The organism is Aeromonas sp. 2HA2, assembly GCF_029237345.1.
Classification (GTDB): domain Bacteria; phylum Pseudomonadota; class Gammaproteobacteria; order Enterobacterales; family Aeromonadaceae; genus Aeromonas; species Aeromonas salmonicida.
The window spans coordinates 89,501-113,969 of the sequence record NZ_JAACGB010000015.1; the positions used below are offsets into that span (position 1 = coordinate 89,501).

Annotated in this window: 21 protein-coding genes; 7 read left to right on the top strand and 14 right to left on the bottom strand. The window is 58.9% G+C overall.

Translation table 11 applies throughout. From position 1 onward, the window contains the following. Positions 1-12 precede the first annotated feature (12 nt). The 3 genes from GWQ29_RS17760 to GWQ29_RS17770 are packed head-to-tail and all read right to left on the bottom strand — an operon-like array spanning position 13 to position 2,568. Positions 13-531, bottom strand: a complete 519-nt coding sequence (locus tag GWQ29_RS17760; protein WP_265461232.1) for an SCP2 sterol-binding domain-containing protein — start codon at positions 529-531, stop codon at positions 13-15. Further along, positions 512-1,114: a TetR/AcrR family transcriptional regulator gene (locus GWQ29_RS17765; protein WP_275919973.1), complete on the bottom strand. Its 603-nt coding sequence runs from the start codon at positions 1,112-1,114 to the stop codon at positions 512-514. The genes GWQ29_RS17760 and GWQ29_RS17765 overlap by 20 nt, the downstream gene beginning before the upstream one ends. Before the next feature lie 20 nt (positions 1,115-1,134). Further along, the gene (locus tag GWQ29_RS17770; RefSeq protein WP_275919974.1) at positions 1,135-2,568 is read right to left on the bottom strand and encodes a coniferyl aldehyde dehydrogenase; all 1,434 of its coding nucleotides are present in this window, start codon (positions 2,566-2,568) and stop codon (positions 1,135-1,137) included. A 213-nt stretch (positions 2,569-2,781) separates the two neighbouring features. Here GWQ29_RS17770 and GWQ29_RS17775 point away from each other — a divergent pair, with 213 nt between their 5' ends. Continuing rightward, complete coding sequence (locus GWQ29_RS17775; protein WP_005313055.1) at positions 2,782-3,075, top strand: hypothetical protein; 294 nt, start codon at positions 2,782-2,784, stop codon at positions 3,073-3,075. A gap of 65 nt (positions 3,076-3,140) precedes the next feature. On the opposite strand, the gene GWQ29_RS17780 is transcribed toward GWQ29_RS17775, so the two are convergent. After that, complete coding sequence (locus tag GWQ29_RS17780; protein WP_111589139.1) at positions 3,141-3,587, bottom strand: NlpC/P60 family protein; 447 nt, start codon at positions 3,585-3,587, stop codon at positions 3,141-3,143. Between the two features lie 884 nt (positions 3,588-4,471). On the opposite strand from GWQ29_RS17780, the gene ahh1 reads away from it, so the two are divergent. Beyond that, the gene (ahh1, locus tag GWQ29_RS17785) at positions 4,472-6,337 is read left to right on the top strand and encodes a hemolysin Ahh1 (protein ID WP_275919975.1); all 1,866 of its coding nucleotides are present in this window, start codon (positions 4,472-4,474) and stop codon (positions 6,335-6,337) included. Positions 6,338-6,406: 69 nt separating this feature from the next. On the opposite strand, the gene GWQ29_RS17790 is transcribed toward ahh1, so the two are convergent. After that, the gene (locus GWQ29_RS17790) at positions 6,407-7,315 is read right to left on the bottom strand and encodes a hydrogen peroxide-inducible genes activator (RefSeq protein WP_005313062.1); all 909 of its coding nucleotides are present in this window, start codon (positions 7,313-7,315) and stop codon (positions 6,407-6,409) included. A 146-nt stretch (positions 7,316-7,461) separates the two neighbouring features. Between GWQ29_RS17790 and GWQ29_RS17795 the strand changes: the two genes are divergently transcribed. Further along, on the top strand, positions 7,462-8,064 hold the full coding sequence (locus tag GWQ29_RS17795; RefSeq protein ID WP_005313082.1) for a peroxiredoxin C: 603 nt from the start codon (positions 7,462-7,464) through the stop codon (positions 8,062-8,064). A 146-nt stretch (positions 8,065-8,210) separates the two neighbouring features. Here the strand turns inward: GWQ29_RS17795 and GWQ29_RS17800 are convergent, their stop codons facing one another. The 6 genes from GWQ29_RS17800 to GWQ29_RS17825 form a co-directional block, all read right to left on the bottom strand. Beyond that, positions 8,211-9,176, bottom strand: coding sequence for an alpha-L-glutamate ligase-like protein (locus GWQ29_RS17800; protein ID WP_021137922.1), 966 nt, complete (start codon positions 9,174-9,176; stop codon positions 8,211-8,213). A gap of 3 nt (positions 9,177-9,179) precedes the next feature. Continuing rightward, a complete protein-coding gene (locus GWQ29_RS17805) occupies positions 9,180-10,718 on the bottom strand; it encodes an inactive transglutaminase family protein (protein ID WP_059112566.1) in 1,539 nt (512 codons plus the stop codon). A gap of 3 nt (positions 10,719-10,721) precedes the next feature. Then, positions 10,722-11,480, bottom strand: a complete 759-nt coding sequence (locus GWQ29_RS17810; RefSeq protein WP_021137920.1) for an ATP-dependent zinc protease — start codon at positions 11,478-11,480, stop codon at positions 10,722-10,724. An 82-nt stretch (positions 11,481-11,562) separates the two neighbouring features. Beyond that, positions 11,563-12,540 (bottom strand): tRNA 5-methoxyuridine(34)/uridine 5-oxyacetic acid(34) synthase CmoB, encoded by a 978-nt coding sequence (gene cmoB / locus GWQ29_RS17815; RefSeq protein ID WP_265461237.1) that lies wholly within the window; start codon positions 12,538-12,540, stop codon positions 11,563-11,565. Between the two features lie 3 nt (positions 12,541-12,543). Then, the gene (gene cmoA / locus GWQ29_RS17820; RefSeq protein ID WP_275908603.1) at positions 12,544-13,287 is read right to left on the bottom strand and encodes a carboxy-S-adenosyl-L-methionine synthase CmoA; all 744 of its coding nucleotides are present in this window, start codon (positions 13,285-13,287) and stop codon (positions 12,544-12,546) included. Positions 13,288-13,563: 276 nt separating this feature from the next. Then, the gene (locus GWQ29_RS17825; RefSeq protein WP_275919976.1) at positions 13,564-14,412 is read right to left on the bottom strand and encodes a DUF72 domain-containing protein; all 849 of its coding nucleotides are present in this window, start codon (positions 14,410-14,412) and stop codon (positions 13,564-13,566) included. Positions 14,413-14,843: 431 nt separating this feature from the next. On the opposite strand from GWQ29_RS17825, the gene aspS reads away from it, so the two are divergent. The 3 genes from aspS (at position 14,844) to GWQ29_RS17840 (ending at position 19,356) form a co-directional block, all read left to right on the top strand. Then, positions 14,844-16,610: an aspartate--tRNA ligase gene (gene aspS / locus GWQ29_RS17830; protein WP_265461240.1), complete on the top strand. Its 1,767-nt coding sequence runs from the start codon at positions 14,844-14,846 to the stop codon at positions 16,608-16,610. A 92-nt stretch (positions 16,611-16,702) separates the two neighbouring features. Continuing rightward, positions 16,703-17,443 (top strand): YebC/PmpR family DNA-binding transcriptional regulator, encoded by a 741-nt coding sequence (locus GWQ29_RS17835; RefSeq protein ID WP_005313105.1) that lies wholly within the window; start codon positions 16,703-16,705, stop codon positions 17,441-17,443. Positions 17,444-17,730: 287 nt separating this feature from the next. Further along, on the top strand, positions 17,731-19,356 hold the full coding sequence (locus tag GWQ29_RS17840) for a phosphoethanolamine--lipid A transferase (RefSeq protein WP_275919977.1): 1,626 nt from the start codon (positions 17,731-17,733) through the stop codon (positions 19,354-19,356). A 70-nt stretch (positions 19,357-19,426) separates the two neighbouring features. Here GWQ29_RS17840 and GWQ29_RS17845 read toward each other — a convergent pair whose 3' ends face one another. The 3 genes from GWQ29_RS17845 to nagB are packed head-to-tail and all read right to left on the bottom strand — an operon-like array spanning position 19,427 to position 22,601. Further along, complete coding sequence (locus GWQ29_RS17845; RefSeq protein WP_005309674.1) at positions 19,427-20,641, bottom strand: ROK family protein; 1,215 nt, start codon at positions 20,639-20,641, stop codon at positions 19,427-19,429. A gap of 4 nt (positions 20,642-20,645) precedes the next feature. Then, positions 20,646-21,791, bottom strand: a complete 1,146-nt coding sequence (gene nagA / locus GWQ29_RS17850; RefSeq protein WP_275919978.1) for an N-acetylglucosamine-6-phosphate deacetylase — start codon at positions 21,789-21,791, stop codon at positions 20,646-20,648. 9 nt (positions 21,792-21,800) lie between these two features. After that, positions 21,801-22,601: a glucosamine-6-phosphate deaminase gene (gene nagB, locus GWQ29_RS17855; protein ID WP_021137914.1), complete on the bottom strand. Its 801-nt coding sequence runs from the start codon at positions 22,599-22,601 to the stop codon at positions 21,801-21,803. A 273-nt stretch (positions 22,602-22,874) separates the two neighbouring features. Between nagB and nagE the strand changes: the two genes are divergently transcribed. After that, complete coding sequence (nagE, locus tag GWQ29_RS17860; RefSeq protein ID WP_059112559.1) at positions 22,875-24,350, top strand: N-acetylglucosamine-specific PTS transporter subunit IIBC; 1,476 nt, start codon at positions 22,875-22,877, stop codon at positions 24,348-24,350. Positions 24,351-24,469: the final 119 nt, after the last annotated feature.

A 24,469-nucleotide genomic window follows, 5' to 3' on the forward strand; every position in this document is an offset into this window, starting at 1 on the left:
TCATCCTTTTATTCAGCCGGTCAGCAGACCCAGGTAGATGTGGCAGGCACGCGCCAGCTTGTTGCGCGGGCTCGGATAGTGGCGCAGCAGCGGCCGCGCTATGAAGGCGGGCAGGATCAGGGCCTGCAATTGCTCCAGTGCCCGTACCAGGTGCATGGCGACGGTGAGATCCCCTTCCACCAGCAGGCGGTTTTCACTGAACGCCTGATTGACACCGAGCCGAAAGCTGAGGGCACGAAAGGCGATACCCGGATGTTTGAAGCGCACCCGCAGCGGGTGCAGATCGCCGCTGGCGTGAGCTGGTACGCCGCATTGCCAGCGACCAGCTGCTTTATGGATGATCAGCGCCTGGGTGAGGCCCGCTACCTCCAGCCGTATGGTGAGGCCGTCGGGCAGAGGGGCGAGTTCACGCCGCACCGCCTCATCGACCCGGGCGGCGCGGCACAGGGTGCGCCCTATGACCCAGAGCAGGGTGGCGATCCAGAGACGGCGGCCAAGGGCTGCCAGGGATTCAAGCGTCCGGTTTTGCATGAGGATTCACTCCCGAGATGGCAGACCAGAAGAGGGCGAAGGCACTGGCTTGCCAGTGGGCGTCCTGCCCCAGTTCAGGTTGATCGACAAACAGGGAGGCGCACGCCAGAAACTGGCTCTGGCATACCTCCAGCATCAGGGCCGGCGGGGCTTGCATCAGCACCCCGCTGGCCTGGCCCTGGGTCAGCAGTTGCGGCAGAAAACGCAAGGTCTCGCTCAGGATCTGGCTGCGCAGGGAGCGCGCCAGCAGGGGAGAGTGGAAGAAGCCCAGCACGAACTTGAGCTCGTTGGGATGGGCCTGCATCCACTGCATGGCTTGCTGCCAGTAATGACGGGCCTGCTCGCACAGGGGCAGGGCGGCGTCCGCCTCCGTGATGGCGGCGCCGAGGCGCAGTTTGATGTCCTGATAGAGGCACTGGATCAGCACCTCCTTGCTGGGGAAGTGGTGAAACAGGGTGCCATTGGCCACCCCTGCCGTCTTGGCGATACGGGCGGTGGCGGCGCCTTGCAGCCCATCCTCGGCACACAGGGCAAGGGCGGCATCCAGGATCTGGCGGCGTTTGTCGGTCATGGGTTTGCTCATGCAGGCCTCGTCACGGGCGGTTAGCGTAAAAACAGTGCCATCATCAGCCGCTGGTGCCAGCGCCGATAAGGGGGATGAACCAGGGAGCCGGTACTGAATTTGCCACGGCTGAGCACGGTTTTGGCCTTGGAGAAGGTGAGAAAGCCTTCATGGCCGTGGTAGTGGCCCATGCCGGAGGCACCTATGCCGCCAAAGGGCACATCATCGGCCGCCACCTGGAACAGGCTCTCGTTGATGGCCATGCCGCCGGAGTGGGTCTCCCGGGTTACTCTGGCTTGCAGGGCCGGATCCAGGCTCATCAAATAGAAGGCGAGGGGGCGGGGGCGGGCACCTATGTAGGCGAGTGCCTCGTCGATGCTGTCATAGGGCACCAGCGGCAGCAGGGGGCCGAAGATCTCCTGTTGCATCACCTGACAGTGGTTGGGTACCTCGGTCAATAGATGGGGCACCAGCCGGTGGGCTATGTCGTCCCGGGCCGGGTTGCCGCAGGGGTGCACCTGGGCACCCGCCTGTTCGGCCTCGGCCAGCCAGCCGGTGATCCGTTCATATTGGCGCCCATTGATGATGGAGCCGTAATCCGGGCTGGCCAGTCCCTTGGGATAAATGCGAGCAAAGTGGTTGCGATAGGCCTCGATGAAGGCCTGCTCCTGGCCCCGTGGCAGCAACACATAGTCGGGGGCCACGCAGATCTGGCCGGCGTTGAGGCTCTTGCCGAAGATCATCCGTTCCACCGCGAGTGCGATGGGCATGTCGGGAGCGACAAGGCAGGGACTCTTGCCGCCAAGCTCCAGGGTGAGCGGGGTGAGCTGGGGGGCGGCCGCGGCCATCACCAGCTTGCCCACTGCGGTTGAGCCGGTGAACAGCAAGTGATCGAAGGGGAGGGCGCTGAACGCGGCGGCCACTTGCGCATCCCCCTCGACGACCGTCACCTCCTCTTCGTCGAACACGCCGTCCAGCAGCTCGCGCAGCACGGCATTGGTGTGAGGGGTGAATTCGGAGAGCTTGAGCATGGCCCGGTTGCCGGCGGCGATGGCGCTGATGAGAGGTCCCAGGCTCAGCATCACGGGGAAGTTCCAAGGCACTATGATGCCGACTACGCCAAGGGGCTGGTAGAACACCTCGACTCTGGCCGGTGCCAGCAGCAGACCGGTATGGCGGCGATGAGGGCGCATCCAGCGTTTGATCCGCTTCTGGGTGTAGTTGATCTGCATGACACAGGGCAGGATATCGGCGATCAGGCTGTCGTAGTCGCTGCGCTGGCCATAATCCCGGGCCAGGGCGTCGCACAGTTGCTGCTTGTGGTCGAGCAGGGCGCGCTTGAGCTGATTCAGATGGGCTCTGCGTTCACTCAGGCCAGGCATGGGATTGGCCTGACAGGCTTGTCTGAGCCTGGCCAGCTTGTTTGGTAGCGACAACTTGTCTGTGGTGCTCTCTTGCAACTGAACCAGGTCCATGGCCTACCCCGCTTGTTAATTGACCGACTGATTGGTCGGTCTAAATCTAGCGGCTTGTTAACCGGCTGTAAAGTTATCTCATCTGGCTTGGTACAGGGTCGCGGATGACTCACCTGTTAACTGTGCGACCCACCACACTTTCAGGGTTTGAGGGTTGGTGGTTTATCCAATAAGGGGTAGTTTTTGGTTATCAACCTACAAGGAGTGAGCGATATGACCAGGGAACTGAACAGCTTGTTGGCCCGGCTTGATGATGTGGTCGAGCGGATGCCGGATTGCTTCAATACCTATGAGTTTGCCCAGAAGCTGGCACTGCAACATCAGCGCGAGTTCTTTGCCGCGGGCCACTCCCTGGCCGAGCAGGAGGGGCGTCTGTTGCGGGTGCTGCACCAGAAGATTGCCGAGGCGCTGGCCAGCAGCGATGTGGTGATCGAGGGGGCACTCTTGCCATGCGTGACCCCCTGGGGTGAGAAAGCCACCTCGCCGCGCTGGCATCGCAAGCACTGAGTCGGCACACAGACAATGAGAAAGGCCCGTGACGGGCCTTTCTCATTTCTCATGGTGAGCGGGGCTCACTGCGTCAGGCGGCGAGCCTGCCAGTAGCGGCTGTTCCAGTAGACATTGTCGAGGCGCGAGCGGATCACGCCCTTGCTGGTGGAGGCGTGGATAAACTCACCGGCACCGGTATAGACACCGACATGGTACTGCTGCCAGCCGGTCTTGAAGAAGACCAGATCCCCGTGTTGCAGCCGGTAGCGATCGACTGGCGTGCCGAGACTGGCCTGGGATTCTGTGGTTCTGGGCAGGTTGAAACCCAGTACCTGGCTGTAGGCAAGCTGGGTGAAGGCGGAGCAGTCGAGGCCCGTCCGGCTGGATCCGCCCATGCGATAGGGCACACCACGCCACTGCTGATAAAAGCTGTCGAAGGCACTGCTCTGACGAGGTGGCGGCGGTTCGGGCGTGCTGGAACAGGCGGCCAGCAACAGGGCCAGCAGGGGCAGCAGTAACTTGCAATCCATAGGGGCTCCCTCGATGCGACAACCTGCTCATCATAAACGGGGTTTGGGGCTCGAACATAGCCTTGGCCGTGATAAAACCCATTTTAACAAGGCATGTCGAGTATAAAGGGGGTCGTATGGATTTCATTTATACCATCAAGTACCACTAATTGAATAATGTCATCCGGCTTACTTGAATGAGTATTTCAATATTAACGCGTTTATTCTAATCCGATTTAAATAAGTTTATTATTATCCTTGTTGACGTCACTGCGTGATCTGTGTCACGTTCTGATTTCAGGTTAATTCGTTATGATGCTCCTGCGTAATATATATAGTCATGCTGATTACCTGAATGAGGAAATGACAGTATCAAGCTGGATATATAGGGGATTATTTTGTAACAGGCTGTAAATAATATTAACCCCTGGCTTGCATTGATTAATTATGGCGCCAGAGGAATAATTCCACCAGCAAAGAGGAGGGCAGCATCATGATCGCCAGCCCATAGCAGTCAGTGTTTCCTCGCACCCTGTCGCCCGTGCAATCCGGGTTACAGGCAAGGCAGACACGATAGACATATGAGTCAGGCCAGTATGTCATACCTGTGATGGCGAGATTCATGACCGATGTCACCCGCATCATAAATGGGGCGCACACCAGAGCGCGACAACCGTGTAATAGCATCGGCGAACGCCGAGTCGTCCACCCTGGACTGCATTGCGGTCCTTGCTCTGCCATATGAAATATCACCCATCAATCCGTTGTTAATTCACAGCGAAAAAAATGGAAGATACAGCTTGGCTGGCAAAGAGAATAACGCCTCCATATAACCATTGATAACAGGGTTATGCTATTTCACTGCATGGGGAAATAGTCTGGCGGGATTCGATCAGGAGATAACAATGAAAAACAATAAACCACGCAAATTAGTCACTCATATTCCCGCCCTCAGTCTGCTCGCGCTGGCCTTGCTGGCTGGCAGCGTTCATGCCGAAGACATAGGTGAACGCACCGATCAGGGCACCGCCATGCTGGCCAGCCTGCAATCGGAGCAGGGACTCGTCTACCTCAACGCCAGCAGCTGGCTGGATGAACAACAGGCCGCCAAGGCGTTGACCCGTGACCAGTTGCGCGAGCGTGTGCTGGGGCAGGGGGAGCGTATCTTCATCGATTTCAGCGGCATCACTGACAAGGTCGAGCGGCAACAGGCCAGAAAAGCCATGGAGCAGCTGGCAGGCATCTCGTTTGATGCCAATTGGGTGCTGGTCTCCGCCTACAAGGGGGAGCTGCTGTTTACCCCGCTGGGGGGCGCGGATGATCCTGCTTTCTATCAGGTGATGGAGCGAATCGACACCCTGGCAGGGCAGGGAAAACGCCACAAGCGCTCCCTGACGAAAACCGCGACGGCGGAAGCGGGCCTGCCTCACGTGGCTTTTTATCTCAACGTCAATCGCAAGATCAGCGATGGCGAGTGTACCTTCCCGCGCTCACGCACCTGGGATCGGGGGGATCGCCTCTTTTGTGACTCGCCAAACATCTCGCTGGTCTATCGGGTGAATCTGGAGCGCTCCCTGCAATTTGGCAACACGGGGTCAGCTACGCCGGATGCCAAGATAGTGCGGATCTCGCTGGATGACGAGTCGGCAGGTGCCGGTATTCAGCTCAATGAGGACCTCACCTGGAGCGAGAACATCGCAGATTATCTGCTGCTCGATGGCTGGGCGCGGGACTATGCCACCGATGCCATCGCCCAGGATTATCGCTTCACCATCGACGCTTCCAACACCAAGGCGGCTGTGCTCAAGAGTCTGCCGACGAACCTCAACAGCAAGTATGAGCATCGCGAGATCTCGGGTTTCGAGGTAGGGGTGACCGGCGGGGTTGAAGTGAACAAGGATGGGCCCAAGGCCAAGCTGGAGGCGTCAGCCAAGTTCAGCCAGCAGCGTCAGCTAGCCTACAACACCCAGGATTATCGGGTCGAACGCTCGGCGCCGAGTGCCCAGAAGGTGAGTTTCAGCTGGGTGCGGGATCAATACGCGACGGCGGAGTCACTGCTCTCCTCCAAGACCGCCACCGTCTGGGGCATGGGGTACGATGTGGATCACAACCGCATCCAGCCGCTGAGTTACAAGGGCTTCGTGCCGAATCTGGATGTCATCTACAAGGCGGCGCCCGACGAGACGGGCAGTACCGAGTTCAAGATCGACTCTTCGGTCAACATCCGCCCCATCTACACTGGTATCTACAAGCACTACTACGTGGTGGGGGGGCATATCTCCTTCCAGGGGTTCGAGGATGTCGACAAGCGCAGACGGGTGACAGCCTCAACCAGCTTCAAGGTGGATTGGAACCATCCGGTATTCACCGGCGGACGCCCGGTCAACTTGCAGCTGGGGGGCTTTGACAACCGTTGCCTGAGCGCCGGCGCCGAGCATGGCCTGAGCGCCGTGACCTGTGACGAGACTTCGGCTGCCCAGTCCTTTATCTATGACCAGTACGGCCGTTATGTCAGTGCGCTGGATACCCGTCGCTGCCTGGATGGCAACAACCTGGGCCAGTTGCAGAGCTGCAGCCTGAGTCTGGGCCAGCGCTGGGAGTGGAAGGCGGACAGCGATGCATTGAGCAACCTGAGTGCTCATCAGCTGCTCGGCCACAACAAGCAGACCGGTGAGCTGGCGCTCTATGACGAGAATGGCAATCCGGCGGATGTGAGCGTACGGACCCTGACCTCCTATACCCGCATCTTCGGACCTCCGGCCGGCAACTGATCTGCCGATGTGTCTGAACCAATGAAAACGCCGGCAAGCTGCCGGCGTTTTTGTAGGTCAGAACGTGACTCAGGTCTTGGGCTCGATGAGCGGAGTGAGCAGCTCGGCCAGCTTGTAGAAGGTCTGTACCCGTGTGGTGCTGGGGCGCCACACCAGGCCTATCTCGCGATACGGTTTTTCACCCGGCAGGGGAATGGCCACCAGGTCGGTGTTGTCGAGAATGCCGGAATCTATTGCCATCTGGGGCAGGAAGGTGGTGCCAAGCCCGGCACCGACCATCTGCACCAGGGTGTGCAGGCTGGTGGCGGCAAAGGGGTTTATCTTGCTCTTGTCCCGCAGCCGACAGGCGCTGACCGCATGTTCGGTGAGGCAGTGCTCCCGTTCCAGCAGGAAGATGCTCTGATTGGGCAGCTCCTTGTAGTCGAACGGCGTATGCAGACCGGCCGCCATGCTGGCGGGCATCACCATGTGGAAGGGATCCTGGCCGACCATCTTGCAGTGGAAGCCGCCGATCTCCACCGGCAACGCCAGGATCAGCAAGTCGAGCTGACCCTGCTCCAGCTGCTTGAGCAGGTTGGTGGTGGTGTCTTCACGCAGCAACAATTCCAGTTCAGGATAAGCCTTGCCGCACTCCTGCAGCAGCTTGCTGAGCAGGAAGGGGGCTATGGTGGGGATGCAGCCGAGCCGGACTGTACCGTGCATGACGCCGCCCTGATGTTGCCCCAGCTCCATCAGATCTCGCGCGTCCGAGAGTAAATTGCGAGCTCGCTCGACGATTTCCATGCCGACCGGGGTCATAATGAAGCTCTTGTGGTCCCGCTCCACCAGTTGCAGGTTCATCATGTCTTCCAGCGTCTGGATCCCGGTACTCAGGGTGGACTGGCTGACATGACAGGCCTTGGCGGCGCGATTGAAGTTCTTGTGCTCGTCGAGAGCGACCAGATATTGCAGCTGTTTCAGGCTGGGCCAACGTTGCATAGGAAAACCCGATGAATGCTATCTATTTAATTTGATTTAACTAATCTACCACTGGGTATAGGGTTTGTCGCTTGAATTAGACGGACTTGGCTCTAGGTAGCCCAATCCTGACAGGATTGTTCACTTCACATAATGAGGAATTGAATATGGTATTGGTAGGCCGTCCCGCACCTGATTTCACCGCTGCTGCCGTTCTGGGCAATGGCCAGATTGTTGACTCCTTCAACCTGGCGTCCCACATCAAAGGCAAAGCAGCCGTCCTGTTCTTCTATCCCCTCGATTTCACCTTCGTCTGTCCGTCCGAGCTGATTGCCTTCGATCACCGCTATGAAGAGTTCCAGAAGCGCGGTGTGGAAGTGATCGGTGTTTCCATCGATTCCCAGTTCTCCCACAACGCCTGGCGTAACACCAAGGTGGAAGATGGCGGTATCGGTCAGGTGAAATACCCGCTGATCGCCGACGTGAAGCACGAAATCTGCAAAGCCTATGACGTTGAGCACCCGGAAGCCGGTGTGGCCTTCCGTGGCTCCTTCCTGATCGACAGCCACGGCATGGTGCGTCATCAGGTGGTCAACGATCTGCCCCTTGGCCGCAACATCGACGAGATGCTGCGCATGGTCGATGCCCTGCAATTCCACGAAGAGCATGGCGAAGTGTGCCCGGCCCAGTGGGAGAAGGGTAAAAAAGGCATGACCGCGTCTGCTGATGGCGTTGCCAAGTACCTGTCCGAGAACGCTGCCTCCCTGTAATCGGGTCTGCGTACCGGATACCGAAAAACCGATGCCAAGGCATCGGTTTTTTTCTGCCTGCCGCCAGCCAAATCATGTAAAAGGCCGAATGCCAGCCATAAAAAAGCGCGCCTCGGGGCGCGCTTTTGCTATCAGGGTGGTAGGGGCTACTCGTCAAAGATACCGAAGTGATCCTTGGCGAAGCTGACCCGCTGCTCCACGTTCATCTTGACCTGACCCAGCTTCTCGATGGTCTTGAGATTGGGCACCAGGCCGCGACCGTTGGCGATCTGGATGGCAAGGCCGGGACGGGCGTTGAGCTCCAGCAGCATGGGGCCGCGGAACTTGTCCAGCACCATGTCGGTACCTATGTAACCCAGACCCGACATCTCGTAGCAGGAGGCTGCCAGCGTCAGCAAGGTATCCCAGTGAGGCACCTTGAGATCGTACAGATCGAGGCCGGTATCCGGATGATGACGCAGCGGATTGCCAAACTGTACCGCCCGCAACGCCCGGCCGGTGCGCAGGCACAGGCCCACACCCACGGCGCCCTGGTGCAGGTTTGCCTTGCCGTCGGAGGCGGCGGTGGAGAGACGCATCATGGCCATCACAGGGAAGCCCTTGAAGATGATCACCCGTGCATCGGGCACCCCTTCGAACGAGTAACCGTCGAACACATCATCAAAGTTGATGAGGCCTTCTACCAGTGCCACGTCAGGCTTGCCGCCGAGGGAATAGAGCCCCGCCAGAATGTTGGAGACATGGCGCTCCAGATCCTGACCGGTAGACGCGCTGCCATTCGGTTTGAAGAAGAGACCCTCTTCCTGGCGGAGGATCACCAGGATCCCCTTGCCGCCGGAGCCACGGGCCGGCTTGATACAAAAGCCCGGCCAATCTTTTACCAGTTCGGTAATGCGGCCAACGTCATGCTGCTCGCGGATGGTGCCGATAAGCTCGGGCACTGTCACACCTGCATCCAGCGCTATGCGCTTGGTCTGCAGTTTGTCATCCACCAACGGGTAGAGTCGACGCGGGTTGTAGCGGCTGATGTAGGAGTGGTTGCGCTTGTTCATGCCGAGGATGCCTGCCTGAGACAGGCTCCACGGGCTGGTGTATTTTTCCCAGAACCACATCTGTTACTTGTCCTTACCCGGGGTGGCGCCAGACTTGATCTCGTTCACCAGCGGCTTGAAGCGCTTGAGCTCGCTCAGCTTGTAGCCGGTGTAGTTGCCCAGCAGCAGCACGGTCGCCATCAGCACCAGCTGCAGGCCGAGGAAGTTGAAGGTCAGATGACGGATCAGCTCGTTATCCATGGCCAGGTAGGCGATAACCGCCACCAGCAGGGAACCACCGCCCTGACGCACCACCTCTTTCGGACCTTCTTCTTCCCACAGAATGGACATCCGCTCTATGGTCCAGGAGAGGATGATCATCGGGAAGAAGGTGATCTTCATGCCGTCGGTCAGTCCCAGCTTGAAAGCGAAGGCGGAGAAGATACCGATCATCGAGATCACCATTATGATGATCGCCGATATTCGGGCGACCAGCAGCAGGTTGAGCCGCGACAGATAGGAGCGGATGACCAGACCCGTGCCGACGATCAGCAGGAAGCCGACCAGGCCGGTAACCAGCGAGGTCTGGATGAAGGCGACCGCGATCAGCACAGGCATGAAGGTGCCCGAGGTCTTGATACCGACGATAACCCGCAGGAACACCACCATCAGCACGCCGATGGGGATCAGCAGCAAGCCTTTGAACAGCGCCTGCTCTTCCAGCGGCAGACTGTGGATGGAGAAGTTCTGCATCTCGGACTTTTCGAACTTCTGCGCCAGCGCCACGTTGACCGGTTGTTCCTGCTCGATCATCGAGAAGGTGACCCGGGAGTTGTGGCCGCCGGTGACATCCAGCAGGGCGCCTGAGTTATATTCCCACAGCAGCAGGTTGGCAGGGCGACCCTGCTCACCGGTTTGCGGGTTGAACAGCTTGTAGTCGGTTGGGCTGTTGAACACCTGCAGGTAATCCACCAGCTCCTGGCGACGACGGCCGTCTTCCAGACTCAGGGCATGGACCACCCGCGCCGGGACGTCAGCGTTGCTCAGCAGCTCTGCAATCAGGCTGGCCCGGCTCTTGTGAGATTTCAGCAGCTCGGCGTTCTGCTCCTGTTTCTCTATTTCCTTGATGATCTCGCGGGTCAGGGTGTAACCGTCGGCGGAGCGTTCCTGGGCCCGTTCGGAGATCTGCTTCATGGCAGTGGCGTAAGGCTCGCTCTCTATCTGCTTCTCGATGACGGGAGGCTTTGCCAGGGCAGCCGGTTTGGCATGGTCGTCAGCCATCATGTCGACGCGGTAGTAGAGCTCCTGGCGGCCGGAGGCGGAACGGATCGACCACTCGGCGCGGGCATCCCCGTCCTTCTCGACAAATGACAGGCCGTAGCCCGGGCTCGCGGCGTTCTCGTTCATCAGGGTGAAACCGGGCTGGGTGCCCGGAATGGCCAAGGAGGCGATCACCGGCTCACCGGTGGCTTCAAATTCGAGCTTGGCCTCGATGGACCAGATCTGGCGTTTTTCACCCGGCGTCAGCGGTACATCCAACGCTATGTGGTGATAAAACGTCATCCCCAGGCCGACAATGAACAGCAGGGCGACCAGCAAATAGAACGGCTTACGGGAAACCATGGATTATTTCACATCCTTGAGCGTGGGTTTTGGTTGGATATATTCGCGGGCCACATCAACCACAGCGATGTCTTTCAAAAATTCACGACCCAGCAGCACGGGGAAGGTCATGTCGCTGCGATCTTTCAGGGTAAATTCAGCCTTTTCGGTCATGTCACCGATCCGCACCGCCAGACGCACCACGGGACGACGGTCGAGATCGTCGGCAGACGCCTGGCGCACACGAACGTGGCGTACCAGCGGCGCTTCGATCTGGATCTTGTCGTCCATCTCCTGGTGGCTCAGGAAGAAGCGCACCCAGTTCTTGCCGTTGCGCTCGAAGATGGTGATGTCCTGGGCGCTGATGGAAGAGGTGGTCGCGCCGGTATCGACCCGCGCCTGGAAGGCGTCATTGGCGGCATCAACCCAGATCCACTCGGCTTCACCCACCAGCAGTTTGCCGTCGACGGTGTGGCCCTGGCTCGGGGCCTGACACTTCTCGGTCGGGATCGCCATGGGTTTGGGTGGCTCGGGAGCCAGGTTTTCGAGCTTGCTGTCGACTTTTTTCACGGACTCTTTCATGTTGTTGACATCGGTGTTGAGCTGAACCAGCAGGTGCTGTTGCTGCACATACTGCTTCTGTTGCTGCTCCATGGATGTTTGCAGGCGTTGCTCGCTCAAGCTTATCTCGCCGCGAAGCTCTGCCAGCGTCAAGGTTGGTACCGGAGGCGCTTTATCCACACTGACACACCCGCCGAGACTGAGCAGGGAGAGCAGGGTCATTCCTTTTAATTTGCTTTTCATGTCATTCATTTAACTGTGCTTCCTGGAATTGGGTCAGTGTAACTTCCGCTGGCGCCATCGGCTAGTCTTTGGCCTTTCTGGCAATCAGTACGGCACGTTTCGGCGCCGGGTGTCCTTCTACCGTGAGCGCGGGATCCGCAGGATCCAGATAGTCGCTCAGGGATTCATTGATCATCCAGTCGGTACGACGCTGTTCGTCGGTGCTGGTCATATTCTCGTCTACGATCCGCACATCGGTAAATCCGCAGCGCTCCACCCAGAGTTTGAGCGCTGCGCTTGAGGGGATGAACCAGACGTTGCGCATCTTGCCGTAACGGTCGGTGGGCACCAGCACCTCATTGACGCCACCATCTATCACTAGCGTCTCCAGCACCAGCTCGCCGTCGTCTTTCAGCTGGTTGCGCAACTGTTCTATGTGCTCTATGGGGGACTTGCGGTGATAGAGCACCCCCATGGAGAAGACGGTGTCAAAGGCACGCAGGTCAGGCAACTCCTGAATGCCCAGTGGCAACAGATGAGCGCGCTGATCGCCACCGGTGAAGTGACGAATGGCCTCGAACTGGCACAAGAACAGCGGGCTCGGGTCTATGCCGACGGCCAGTTTGGCTCCTTCGCCGACCATGCGCCAGAGGTGATAGCCGCTGCCGCAGCCCACATCCAGCACATAGCGGCCAGCCAGCGGGCTGATGTGGGGCAATACCCGTGCCCACTTCCAGTCGGAGCGCCACTCGGTATCGATGTGGATACCGTGGACCATGAAGGGCCCCTTGCGCCAGGGCATGAATTGGCGCAGCAGACTCTCGACTTTTTTGCGCTCCCCTTCACTCAAGCTCTGGCTATTGCCTATCTCGACGCCCCGTTGCAGCTCGATATGGCCGGGCGCTGTGGTGGGCAGCTTGTTGAGGGCGCGATTCCAGCGCGGCAGGTCCCCATGCAGGTTGTCGTGCTGCCAGGCATGCAGCTGAGCGGGCAGGGTATGCAACCAGTGGCTCAGCCGGTTCTTGGCGATCAGTTGATAAAAATTGGCAAAGTCGATCATGGCTTAGTTGGCGTCGCTGGATTTGATGGCAATCATGGAACCGAAGTTGAAGCACTGGAACCAGAGATCCTGATGAACAAAGCCGGCGCTTTGCAGGCGGGATCTGTGGGTCTCCAGGCTGTCGGTACGCATCACGTTCTCGAGGGCGTTGCGTTTCTGGCTGATCTCCAGCTCGCTGTAGCCATTGGCGCGTTTGAAGTCTAGGTGCAGCTCGATGAGCAGATCGTTGACCGGTTCATCCTCGAAGCGGAACTTCTCGCTCAGGATCAGGATGCCGCCCGGACGCAGACCATCAAAGATGCGCTGGATAAGGGCCATCCGTTTTTCGGGGTCCACGAACTGCAGGGTGAAGTTGAGCACCACCACAGAGGCGTTTTCGATCGCTATGTCGCAGATGTCCGCCTCGACCAGCTCCACCGGCACCTCGGATTTGAAACCCGAAAGGTGGGCACGGGCGCGTTCTATCATGGGGTGAGAGAGATCCACCGCCGTGATGTGGCAACCCGGTTGAGTCAGGTGGCGACGCATGGCCTGGGTGGCGGCGCCGAGGGAGCAGCCAAGATCGTACAGACGACTCTCTGGCTGGGCATAACGGGCAGCCATCATGCCGATGGCGGAGATGATGTTGCTGTAGCCCGGTACAGACCGCTGGATCATGTCGGGGAAGACGTCGACGACCTGTTCGTCAAAGCAGAAGTCCCCCAATCGGGCGATAGGGGCAGCAAAAATTTGGTCTTTGGTATGCATGCTTACGCAACCTGACAGCCGGTGTGTAATCCGGCTGTATTGTTCAATTGAGTCGTTGGGTGATACCCATCAGAGCAGAGTTATCACCTGTTTACGAACGGGGTGAGGGGCCTTGAGCTCCTTGGGGCCGTCCCAGTTCGTATGGGCCATGTTCCGGACCCTTGCTTGGGGCGCTAGTGTAGAGGATTGATGGGCGTTTGTCTTGACGCCGAGCCCTGTCCAGCCACAAAAAAGTGGCTTTTTTTGTGGCTGATGAAGGGCCGTTGAAATGGCTGCCTAAAAGCGCAGCACGCCCTGGCGTGCGCGATCGTTTTCCCCCGGCCAGGGTGCCATCTCATGCCCCAACAGGTGCGTTATCTGGCGGGCCAGTTCGGGTGACTGGGCATTGTCGGCGGTATGTATAAAGAGGTAGAGATCCTTTCCCTCTACCAGCCATTGACGCCAGTGGGGCAGCCAGCCCGGCAGAAAGGGGTGATTGGCGGCCGGTTCCGGCAGACCGATGAGCCGCACCACGGGGGCGCTGGCGGTAGCCAGCAGATGCACCGGCAGTCTGGGCTTCTTGCCCTGGGCATCTATCATGGCTGCCGTGGTGGCTGGCACAGAAAACAGTGGCCGGCTGTCGAGCATGATGCGGTTGATGCCTTTTTCCATCAGCATGCGGTTGAGGCTACGCTCTGCTTCCCCTTTGGCGAAGAAATCGGGATGACGTACCTCAAGGGCATAGCGAAACGTTGCCGGCAGCCGATTGAAGAATTCGGCGAGGCGGGGAAGGCCGCTCGGGCCGAAGCGCGCGGGCAGCTGTAGCTTGAGCAGTCCCAGCTTGTCGTGCAGTGGGGTGAGCAGGCGAATGAACTCGGTCACCTGCTTGTCTACGCTCACCAGATCGCTCTGGTGGCTGATCTCTTTCGGAAACTTGAAGCTGAAACGAAAGTGGGCAGGCACCGCATCGGCCCAGCGCTGCACTGTGTCAGGGGTGGGCGAGGCGTAAAAGGTGGTGTTGCCTTCCACTGTGTTGAACACCCGGGCGTAGTGAGCGAGATGTTCGGCGGGTTTGGCGCCCACGCCCAATAATTGACCGGGCCAGGCCGGGTGCGACCATTGTGGCAGGCCCAAAAAGAGGCTCATGGCGGATCCTGTCTGCGTGTTTATCTCGGTTTATGCCCATTTTTTGCCTTGAGACGCAAAAAACAGGGCAAAGGAGGCTGCTGGCCATTTTACCCAAATGGGGGTTTTCCTCTATAATGCCAGCCCTTTTGTTTGCCAATTTGTTGTGACTCGCCCCGCTGTGCGCATATTGTGGCGACGGTAGCGGCCATGAATTGGCCAAACAACAATGCTTTCCGATGCCCTCTGACCGACTGCCCGGCCGCTTGCCAGCCGCCTCTGGTCGAGCCGATATCGGTGGCAGGTGTCCGATCCAGGGGGTCGGACGGTACGAGACAGATTTCAAACCGGGCAAGAACAAGACTCTGGCCAGCTGTGAGACGGACTGTGCTGCCAGTCGTGCCCGGCGGCTCAGGTTAACCGTCTCTCTACAATTTCGAAGGAAGAAGTCCATGCGCTCTATCTATTGCGGACAGGTCAATGAGGCCCATGCCGGGCAGACCATTACATTGTGCGGTTGGGTCCATCGTCGTCGCGACCTCGGCGGTTTGATCTTTATCGACATGCGTGACCGGGAAGGGATCGTGCAGGTGTTCTTCGATCCGGACAAGCCGGACGCCTTCGCCCTTGCCTCCGAACTGCGCGGCGAGTTCTGCATTCAGGTTTCAGGTGTGGTACGTACCCGTCCTGACTCCCAGCGCAACAGCGACATGGCCACAGGTGCCATCGAAGTGTTCGCCCATGAGCTCACCATCATCAACCGCGCCGAGCCGTTGCCGCTGGACTTCAATCAGATCAATAGTGAAGAGCAGCGCCTCAAGTTCCGTTATCTGGACTTGCGTCGCCCCGAAATGGCCAAGTACCTGAAGACCCGTGCCAAGGCCAGTGCCTTCGTACGCCGTTTCATGGACGAGCATGGCTTCCTCGACATCGAAACCCCTATGCTGACCAAGGCCACCCCGGAAGGTGCCCGTGACTATCTGGTGCCGAGCCGGGTGCACAAGGGCAAGTTCTACGCCCTGCCGCAGTCCCCGCAGCTGTTCAAGCAGTTGCTGATGATGTCCGGCTTCGATCGCTACTACCAGATCGTCAAGTGCTTCCGTGACGAAGACCTGCGTGCCGATCGCCAGCCGGAATTCACCCAGATAGACGTGGAGACCTCTTTCATGACGGCGCCCCAAGTGCGCGAGCTGATGGAAGAGATGATCCGCAACCTGTGGCAACACGTGCTGGACGTGGATCTGGGCGACTTCCCTGTCATGACCTTCGACGAAGCCATGCGCCGTTTCGGCTCCGACAAGCCGGACCTGCGTCTGCCGATGGAGCTGGTCGATGTGGCAGATCTGCTGACCGCCGTCGAGTTTGCCGTGTTCGCCGGCCCCGCCAACGACCCGAAAGGCCGTGTGGCAGCCCTGAAAGTGCCGGGCGGCGCCGAGCTGTCCCGCAAGCAGATCGACGAGTACACCAAGTTTGTCGGCATCTACGGTGCCAAGGGCCTGGCCTGGATGAAGGTCAACGAAGCGGCCAATGGCCTCGAAGGCGTGCAGTCTCCGGTTGCCAAGTTCCTCTCCGATGAGATAGTGCGCGAGATCCTGGCCCGTACCGGCGCCGCCGACGGCGACATCATCTTCTTCGGTGCCGACAGCAAGAAAGTGGTGGCTGATGCCATCGGTGCCCTGCGTCTGAAAGTGGGCCGCGATCTGGGTCTGATGGAAAACAGCTGGAAGCCGCTGTGGGTCATCGACTTCCCCATGTTCGAGGAAGACAGCGAAGGCGGCCTGGCGGCCATGCACCATCCCTTCACCGCCCCGAGCAACCTGGGTCCGAGCGAGCTGAAAGCCAACCCGCTCAGCGCCTATGCCAACGCCTACGACATGGTCATCAACGGCTACGAAGTGGGTGGCGGTTCTGTGCGTATCCACAACAGCGAAATGCAGGCCACCGTATTCGACATCCTCGGCATCACACCTGCCGAGCAACGCCTCAAGTTCGGCTTCCTGCTGGATGCGCTGAAGTACGGTACCCCGCCGCACGCCGGTCTGGCCTTCGGCCTGGACCGTCTGAGCATGCTGCTGACCGGTACCGACAACATCCGGGACGTGATTGCCTTCCCGAAAACCACGGCGGCCGCCTGTCTGATGACAGACGCCCCCAGCTTTGCCAACCAGGCGCAGATGAGCGAACTGGCGATTGCGACGACCGTCAAGGGTGATGAATAAGCCGGCATCCGGCACAGTCCCGGCCGCGTCCAGCGCGGCCTACCCGGTCACTTTGTGTTATTGAAATCTAAAAAATATAACGGAGAGTCTCTATGGCAGGTCACAGTAAATGGGCCAACATCAAACACCGCAAGGCAGCTCAGGATGCCAAGCGCGGCAAGATCTTCACCAAGCTGATCCGTGAAATCACCACCTCGGCCCGTATTGGTGATCCGGATCCTGCCAACAACCCGCGCCTGCGTGCGGCGGTGACGGCAGCCCTGACCAGCAACATGACCCGCGAAACCATCAACCGCGCCATCGCGCGTGGGGCCGGTGGTGGCGACGGCGAGCAGCTCGAGACCATAGTGTATGAAGGCTACGGCCCGGCAGGCTCCGCCGTCATGGTGGAGTGTCTGACCGACAACCGTAACCGTACAGTTGCCGAAGTGCGTCATGCCTTCAGCAAGAGCGGCGGCAACCTGGGGACCGATGGCTCGGTTGCCTACCTGTTCAGCAAGAAAGGGCTGCTGACCTTCGTCGGTGTCGATGAAGATGCCCTGATGGATGCGGCACTGGAAGCGGGCGCCGATGACGTTGTGACCGAGGAAGATGGTTCCATCGAGGTGTACACCACCCCGAACGACTTCGGTACCGTGCTGGATGCGCTGGAAGCCGCCGGCTTCAAGGCCCAGAACGCCGAAGTGACCATGATCCCTTCCACCGAAGCCGAGCTGGATGCGGAAACCGCCCCCAAGCTGATGCGTCTCATCGACATGCTGGAAGATCTGGACGACGTGCAGGAGGTGTACCACAACGGCTCCATCTCCGACGAAGTCGCCGCGACCCTGTAATCCGGTCCGTGAACACTCAGGTGGCTACGCTCTGTTCGCCCCCGCTAAAACGGCAGCCTCGGCTGCCGTTTTTCTTATGATGAGCTGGCACCTGAAAATCGTGCCGACCATGGCATTGCCCGCCTTAATTTTCCCTTAAGTTTGGCGACTTAAGCTGCCTGCTGTGTCCGGGCGCCCCAGCCCCTTGCCGCGCTTGCCCTCCGGAAGAGGTGCGCGGCAAGCGAGCACTCACAACGGGTGCCCCCATGCAGGGGCCCCAGTCCTGCCTGGTTTGTCGGAGTATCGTTATGCGCATCACCCTGGGAGTGATGAAGGTGAATCTGTTGCTGGTGCTGCTGTTTGCACTGGTGTTCAACTGGCCCATCTTCCTGCACTTTTACCACATTCTCACCCAGTTGGAGCACGTCAAGGCGGGCTTTGCCCTCTCTATCCCCTTGGTGCTGCTGGCCGCGCTCAATGCGGTGTTTCTGCCCTTCACCTTCCGCTATCTGCTCAAGCCCTTCTTCGTGCTGTTGATCCTGATGGGCTCTGTGGTCAGCTACGCCATGCTCAAATATGGCGTCATCTTCGACAGGGACATGGTACAGAACATGGTTGCGACCAATACGGGGGAGGTGAGCGCCTACCTCAATGGTTCGGTCGCGCTCTGGTTTCTGCTGACCGGTGTGCTGCCGGCGCTGGCCTTGTTGTGGGTCAAGATTGAATATCCCAGCCCCTGGTATAGAGGGTTTGGCCTGCGATTTGGCTCCATCGCCCTGTCACTGCTGTTTCTGGTGGGTGTGGCTGCGCTCTATTATCAGGATTACGCCTCGGTCGGGCGCAACAACAAGTCTCTTGGCAAGGAGATAGTGCCAGCCAACTATGTACACGGCTTCTATCGCTATGCCAGAGATATACTGTTTGCCACCCCCATTCCTTATCAGCCGCTGGGGACGGACGCCAGGGTGGTGGGGCAGGGGAACAAGCCGACCCTGATGTTCCTGGTGGTGGGGGAGACGGCGCGTAGCCAGAATTACTCCCTCAACGGCTATCGCAAGCAGACCAACAGCTTCACCGATCAGGAAGCGGGAGTCATCTCCTTCAAGGACGTGCGCTCCTGCGGTACGGCCACGGCTGTCTCAGTGCCCTGCATGTTCTCCAATCTCACCCGACGCGGGTATGACGACACCCTGGCCCAGTCCCGGGACGGCATGCTGGATGTGCTGCAACACGCAGGTGTCTCTGTGCTCTGGAAGGAGAACGATGGCGGCTGCAAGGGGGTGTGCAAGAATGTGCCCACCATAGATATCGAAGCCAAGGCCTTCCCGCAGTATTGCCAGCAGGGTTCATGCTACGACGAGGTGATGCTGGAAGGGCTGGACCGACAGATTGCCGACATGAAGGGCAAGCAGGGCAACAAGCTGGTGGCTTTTCATCTGATGGGCAGCCATGGTCCGACCTACTATCGCCGTTATCCCGCGTCCGAGCGTTTCTTCGTGCCGGACTGTCCGCGCAGCGACATCGAAAACTGCACCAATGAAGAGCTGGTCAACACCTATGACAACACCATCCGCTACACCGACAAGGTGGTGGCACGGCTGATCGCCAAGCTCAAGACGCTGCAGAACGACTACAACGTGGGGTTGGTCTATCTCTCCGATCACGGCGAATCCCTCGGTGCCATGGGGCTCTACCTGCACGGCACCCCTTACAAGTTTGCGCCGGACGATCAGACACGGGTGCCGCTGCTGACCTGGCTCTCCCCCCAGTTGCAGGCGGATCGCCGGCTGAACATGGATTGCCTGCAGCAGGAGGCGAGCAGCAAGCGCTTCTCCCACGACAACCTGTTCCACTCAATGCTGGGGATCATGGATGTGCAGACCAGCGTCTATGACGGTGCGTTGGACTTGTTCAAGCCCTGTCGGGCGGGATAAACCGGCGAAAAGCGCACAATAAAAAACGGCAGCCAGTGGCTGCCGTTTTTTGTCTCGCAAGGCCAGCGCCTTACTTCTGCTCCATGATGATCTGCAACAGATCACCCTCCAGCAGGGCCCGTTTCACCAGGGCGAAGCCGCCTATGGTGGGTTGGTTCTGGAAGCGGGCCTTCACGATGGGCAGGCCACGGTGGAAGCTCGGCAGTGACTGGTGTTCGACACAGCGGCGAATGGCCGGGAAGAGGATCTCTTCGGCGGCGGTGATTTCGCCTGCGATCAGCACTTTCTGCGGGTTGAACAGGTTGACCGTGATGGCCACCGCCCGTCCCAGGTGCTCACCCACGTTCTCGATCACGCTGCGTGCCAGCTCATCCCCGGCCATGGCCGCCTTGCACACCTCCTGTATGGTGATGTGCTTCTCCTGCAGCGAGCTCAGGTGACCGCGACTGATCAGCTCTTTTACCTTGTCGACAATGGCCTCGTTGGAGGCGATGGTCTCCAGGCAGCCAAAGTTGCCGCAGTGGCAGCGCTTGCCGAGCGGTTCGACCTGGATGTGGCCGATCTCGCCGACGTTGCGGTTCTGACCGAGGAACACCTTGCCCTTGGTGATGATGCCGGAGCCGGCACCCTGGTGCACGCTCACCAGAATGGAGTCCATGCAGTCGCGGGACTCGCCGAAGAAGTGTTCGGCCAGTGCCAGCGAGCGGGTGTCGTTGCCCACGTAGCAGGGGAGGTTGAAGTGGTTTTCCAGCAGCTTGGCCAGGGCCAGATTGCGGATCTGGTACTTGGGGGTATAGATGACCATACCCGATTCCGGATTGACCAGACCCGGCATGGTCAGCGCTATGCTGATCAGGTTGCGGTTGCGCTCCTGCTGGGAGTCCATGAAGGCACCAATTTCCCGCAGCAGCATGTCGACCACGGGCTGTTGATCGATCTCGGTCACCTGGGTGACATGCTGATCGAGCTCCTTGCCATCGAGATCGTACAGGCTCAGCTGCAGATAGCCGCGGCCGAGCTTGGCGGACACAAACTGAAAGCGATGCTTGATGGTGGTCAGGGAGATGGCGCGCCGCCCGCCGGTAGAGGCTTGCGGTGAGGTCTCCTTGATCAGGCCATGCTCGATCAGTTGCCGGGTTATTTTGGTCACGCTGGCCGGGGCCAGCTGACTCAACTCGGCAATTTTGACCCGCGAGATGGGGCCTTGCAGGTCGATGAGCCGATATACGGCTGCACTGTTGACCTGCTTGATAAGATCTACGTTTGCTATTTGTCCGCCAGTCATAGTGTCACTGTGTTGTGTAGTGTCCGTTAACCACGGTCCCGCAGACCGTGAAGGTCTGATCAAAGACAGTCAGGTTGGCTATTTTTCCGACCTGGATACTACCGAGACGTGAGTCCCATCCAATGGCGCGAGCGGGATAAAGAGTGGCCATTCTCAGTGCTTCATCGAGCGGTAATCCGACCTGTTTGACCAGATTCTCCACCCCCTCAATCATGGTGAGGGCAGAGCCGCCGAGTGTACCATTCTCGTCGACGCACTGACCATCGCGGAAATAGACGGTTGCGCCACAAAAATCAAACTTCTCAAAGCCTTCCGGCGCGCCGGCAGGGGCGGTCGCGTCGGTGACCAGCACCAGCCGCTCCCCCAGCATCTTGTGGGCCAGGCGCACGTTGGCCCAGTGCACATGGTGTCCATCGACGATGACGCCGGCATAGACATCCTTGCGATCATAGATGGCACCCACCACACCCGGCTCGCGGCCGTTCACGGTCGGGGTCATGGCGTTGTAGAGGTGGGTGGCAAAACGGATGCCGTCATCAAAGCCGGCCATGGCCTGATCGTAGTTGGCGGCGGTATGGCCGGCGGAGACCAGTATGCCTGCCTCCACCAGCTGACGGATGTGCTCGGGCTTGTTGCGCTCCGGTGCCAGGGTGATCTTGGCGATGGCATCGCTGTTGGCGCAGAAGAAGTCGATCATCTCGTCGGCGGGCTGACGGATCTGGGCGGCCGGGTGTATGCCTTTGCGCTTGAGGTTGGTGTAGGGGCCTTCCAGATGCACGCCCAGCACTTCATTCGGGTGCGCGGCCATGTAGTCGCGGGTCACGGCGACGGCCCGCTTCATGTCCGCATCCGGGCTGGTGATCAGGGTCGGCAGGAAGCTGGTGGTACCGGATTTGAGGTTGGCGGCCTGCATGATCGCCAGTGTCTCTGTGGAGATGTCGGTGTTGAACATGACGCCGCCACAGCCGTTGAGCTGCACGTCGATAAAGCCGGCGCAGAGGTTGGCGCCATGCAGATCATGTCGCTCTATGCCGACAGGCAGCTCGGCCTGACGCTGGATGGCGACAATCTTGTCGCCCTCGATCACGACCCCGTAACCGGTCAGCACACAGCTGCCGGTGTAGAGGGTGCAATTGGTCAATGCGTACATGGTGGCTCCTTACAGACGGCCGATGTTGGCGGCTTCGAGCTGCTGGAAGTAACGCACCGTCTTGACCTTGAGCTCCATGGTGGAGGGCTCGTCGCACACCATCATTCCCTTCGGATGCAGTTGCAGGGTGGAGATGGTCCACATGTGGTTGACGCTGCCTTCCACTGCTGCTTGCAGGGCCTGGGCCTTGCCGTGGCCAGTGACCAGGATCATGATCTCTTCGGCGTCCATCAGGGTGCCGACACCCACGGTCAGCGCCAGCTTGGGCACCTGCTCCATGTCACCGCCGAAGAAGCGGGAGTTGGCGATACGGGTGTCCTCGGTCAGGGTCTTGACCCGGGTGCGGGAGGAGAGGGAGGAGGCCGGTTCGTTGAAGGCGATGTGACCGTCATTGCCGACGCCACCCATGAAGAGGTTGATCTTGCCATAGGACTTGATCTTGTCCTCATAGCGCTTGCATTCGGCCACCAGATCCTCGGCGTTGCCGTTGAGGATGTTGATGTTCTCCGGACGGATGTCGATGTGACAGAAGAAGTTGTTGTGCATGAAGCTGTGGTAGCTCTCGGGGTGATCTTCCGGCAGGCCGACATATTCGTCCATGTTGAAGGTGACCACGTGCTCGAAACTTACTTCACCGGCTTTATGCAGCTCGATCAGGCGCTTGTAGGTGTTGAGCGGGGTGCCGCCGGTGGGCAGGCCCAGTACGAAGGGGCGATCGGCCGTGGGTTTGAACCCATTGATACGGTCAACGATGTAACGGGCAGACCACAGACCCACTTGGCTGGCAGATTTCAACGGGATCAGGCGCATTGTAGATACCTCTGTACGGGTTGCTGCCGGGGTGTCGGCGGCAAATATGCTAGGACGGATTCAAGTTGTTTTATAGCGTAAATAAAGATTGCGAACTAAGCCACATGTATCCGCTACCTTTATCTCGTTTGGGTGATAATGATCACGATTACAGGTTTATTAATTTGCGCAGCGAAATAAAAGCCCTAGACTGCCAATCAAGCCTTGATGGCTTATGCGTCAAACGTGATAAGCACTTAATTTCTAGAAAAACATTAACTAAGGAGAGGAACCGTGAACATTCTCGGTTATTTGCAAAAGATCGGCCGTGCCCTGATGGTGCCGGTAGCGGTATTGCCTGCCGCCGCGATCCTGATGGGGGTTGGCTACTGGATTGACCCTAACGGTTGGGGTGGTGACAGCGCGCTGGCCGCCTTCCTGATCAAGGCCGGTGCTGCCATCATTGACAACATGTCAGTGCTGTTTGCTGTCGGTGTTGCCTACGGCATGTCCAAGGACAAAGACGGCTCTGCCGCACTGGCCGGTCTGGTCGGTTTCCTGGTCGTGACCACACTGTTGAGCCCGGGTGCCGTTGCCCAGATCAAGAGTATCGCGATTGAAGATGTACCCGCGGCTTTTGGCAAGATCAACAACCAGTTTATCGGCATCTTGACCGGTGTGATTGCCGCCGAGCTCTATAACCGCTTCAGCAGTGTTGAACTGCACAAGGCGCTGGCTTTCTTCTCCGGCCGTCGTCTGGTGCCGATCGTGACCTCAGTGGTGATGATCATCGTCTCCTTCATCCTGATGGCCGTTTGGCCTGTCATTTACGGTGGTCTGGTGGGCTTTGGTGAATCCATCGTCAGCCTGGGCTCTACCGGTGCCGGTATCTACGCCTTCTTCAACCGTCTGCTGATCCCGATTGGTCTGCACCACGCCCTGAACTCAGTGTTCTGGTTCAACGTGGCCGGTATCAACGACATCCCGAACTTCCTGGGCGGTCAGGGTACCATTGATGCCGCACTGGCTGCCGGCAAGAGCCTGGATCAGGTGAAAGGCGTTGTCGGTATGTATCAGGCTGGCTTCTTCCCCATCATGATGTTCGGTCTGCCGGGCGCAGCCTTGGCCATCTATCACTCCGCCAAGAAAGAGAACAAGGACAAGGTTGCATCCATCATGATCGCCGCCGCCTTCGCTTCTTTCTTCACCGGTGTGACCGAGCCGCTCGAGTTCTCCTTCATGTTCGTGGCGCCGGTGCTCTATGTCATCCACGCCCTGATGACAGGTGTCTCTGTGTTCATCGCCGCCAGCATGCAGTGGATGGCCGGTTTCGGTTTCAGTGCCGGTCTGGTGGATATGGTGCTCTCCAGCCGCAACCCGCTGGCGACCCAGTGGTACATGTTGCTGGTACAGGGTCTGGTGTTCTTCGGTCTCTACTACGTGGTATTCCGTGCCGTCATCGTCAAGTTCAACCTGAAAACTCCGGGTCGTGAAGATGACGAAGCCGTACCGGCACAGGCTCAGACCACTGACCGCACCGAACTGGCTCGCCAGTATCTGGAAGTGCTGGGTGGCCAAGACAACCTGGTGACCATCGATGCCTGTATCACCCGTCTGCGTCTGACCCTGAAAGACCGCAGCATAGTGGATGAGCGCAAGCTCAAAGCCCTGGGCGCGGCCGGTGTGGTCAAGCTCGGTGAACAGAACCTGCAGGTGATTCTGGGCCCCTTGGCCGAGATCATTGCCGGTGAGATGAAGGCCCTGCGTTAATCGGGCGCCAAGCTCGCCTCAAGTCTAAGTCCATTGTTGACATAACTAGGGCCCCGCCACGGGGCCCAATATAAAAAACGCCAAGAAAATCCAACCTTTACTTCAAATGAGAGCAGCAG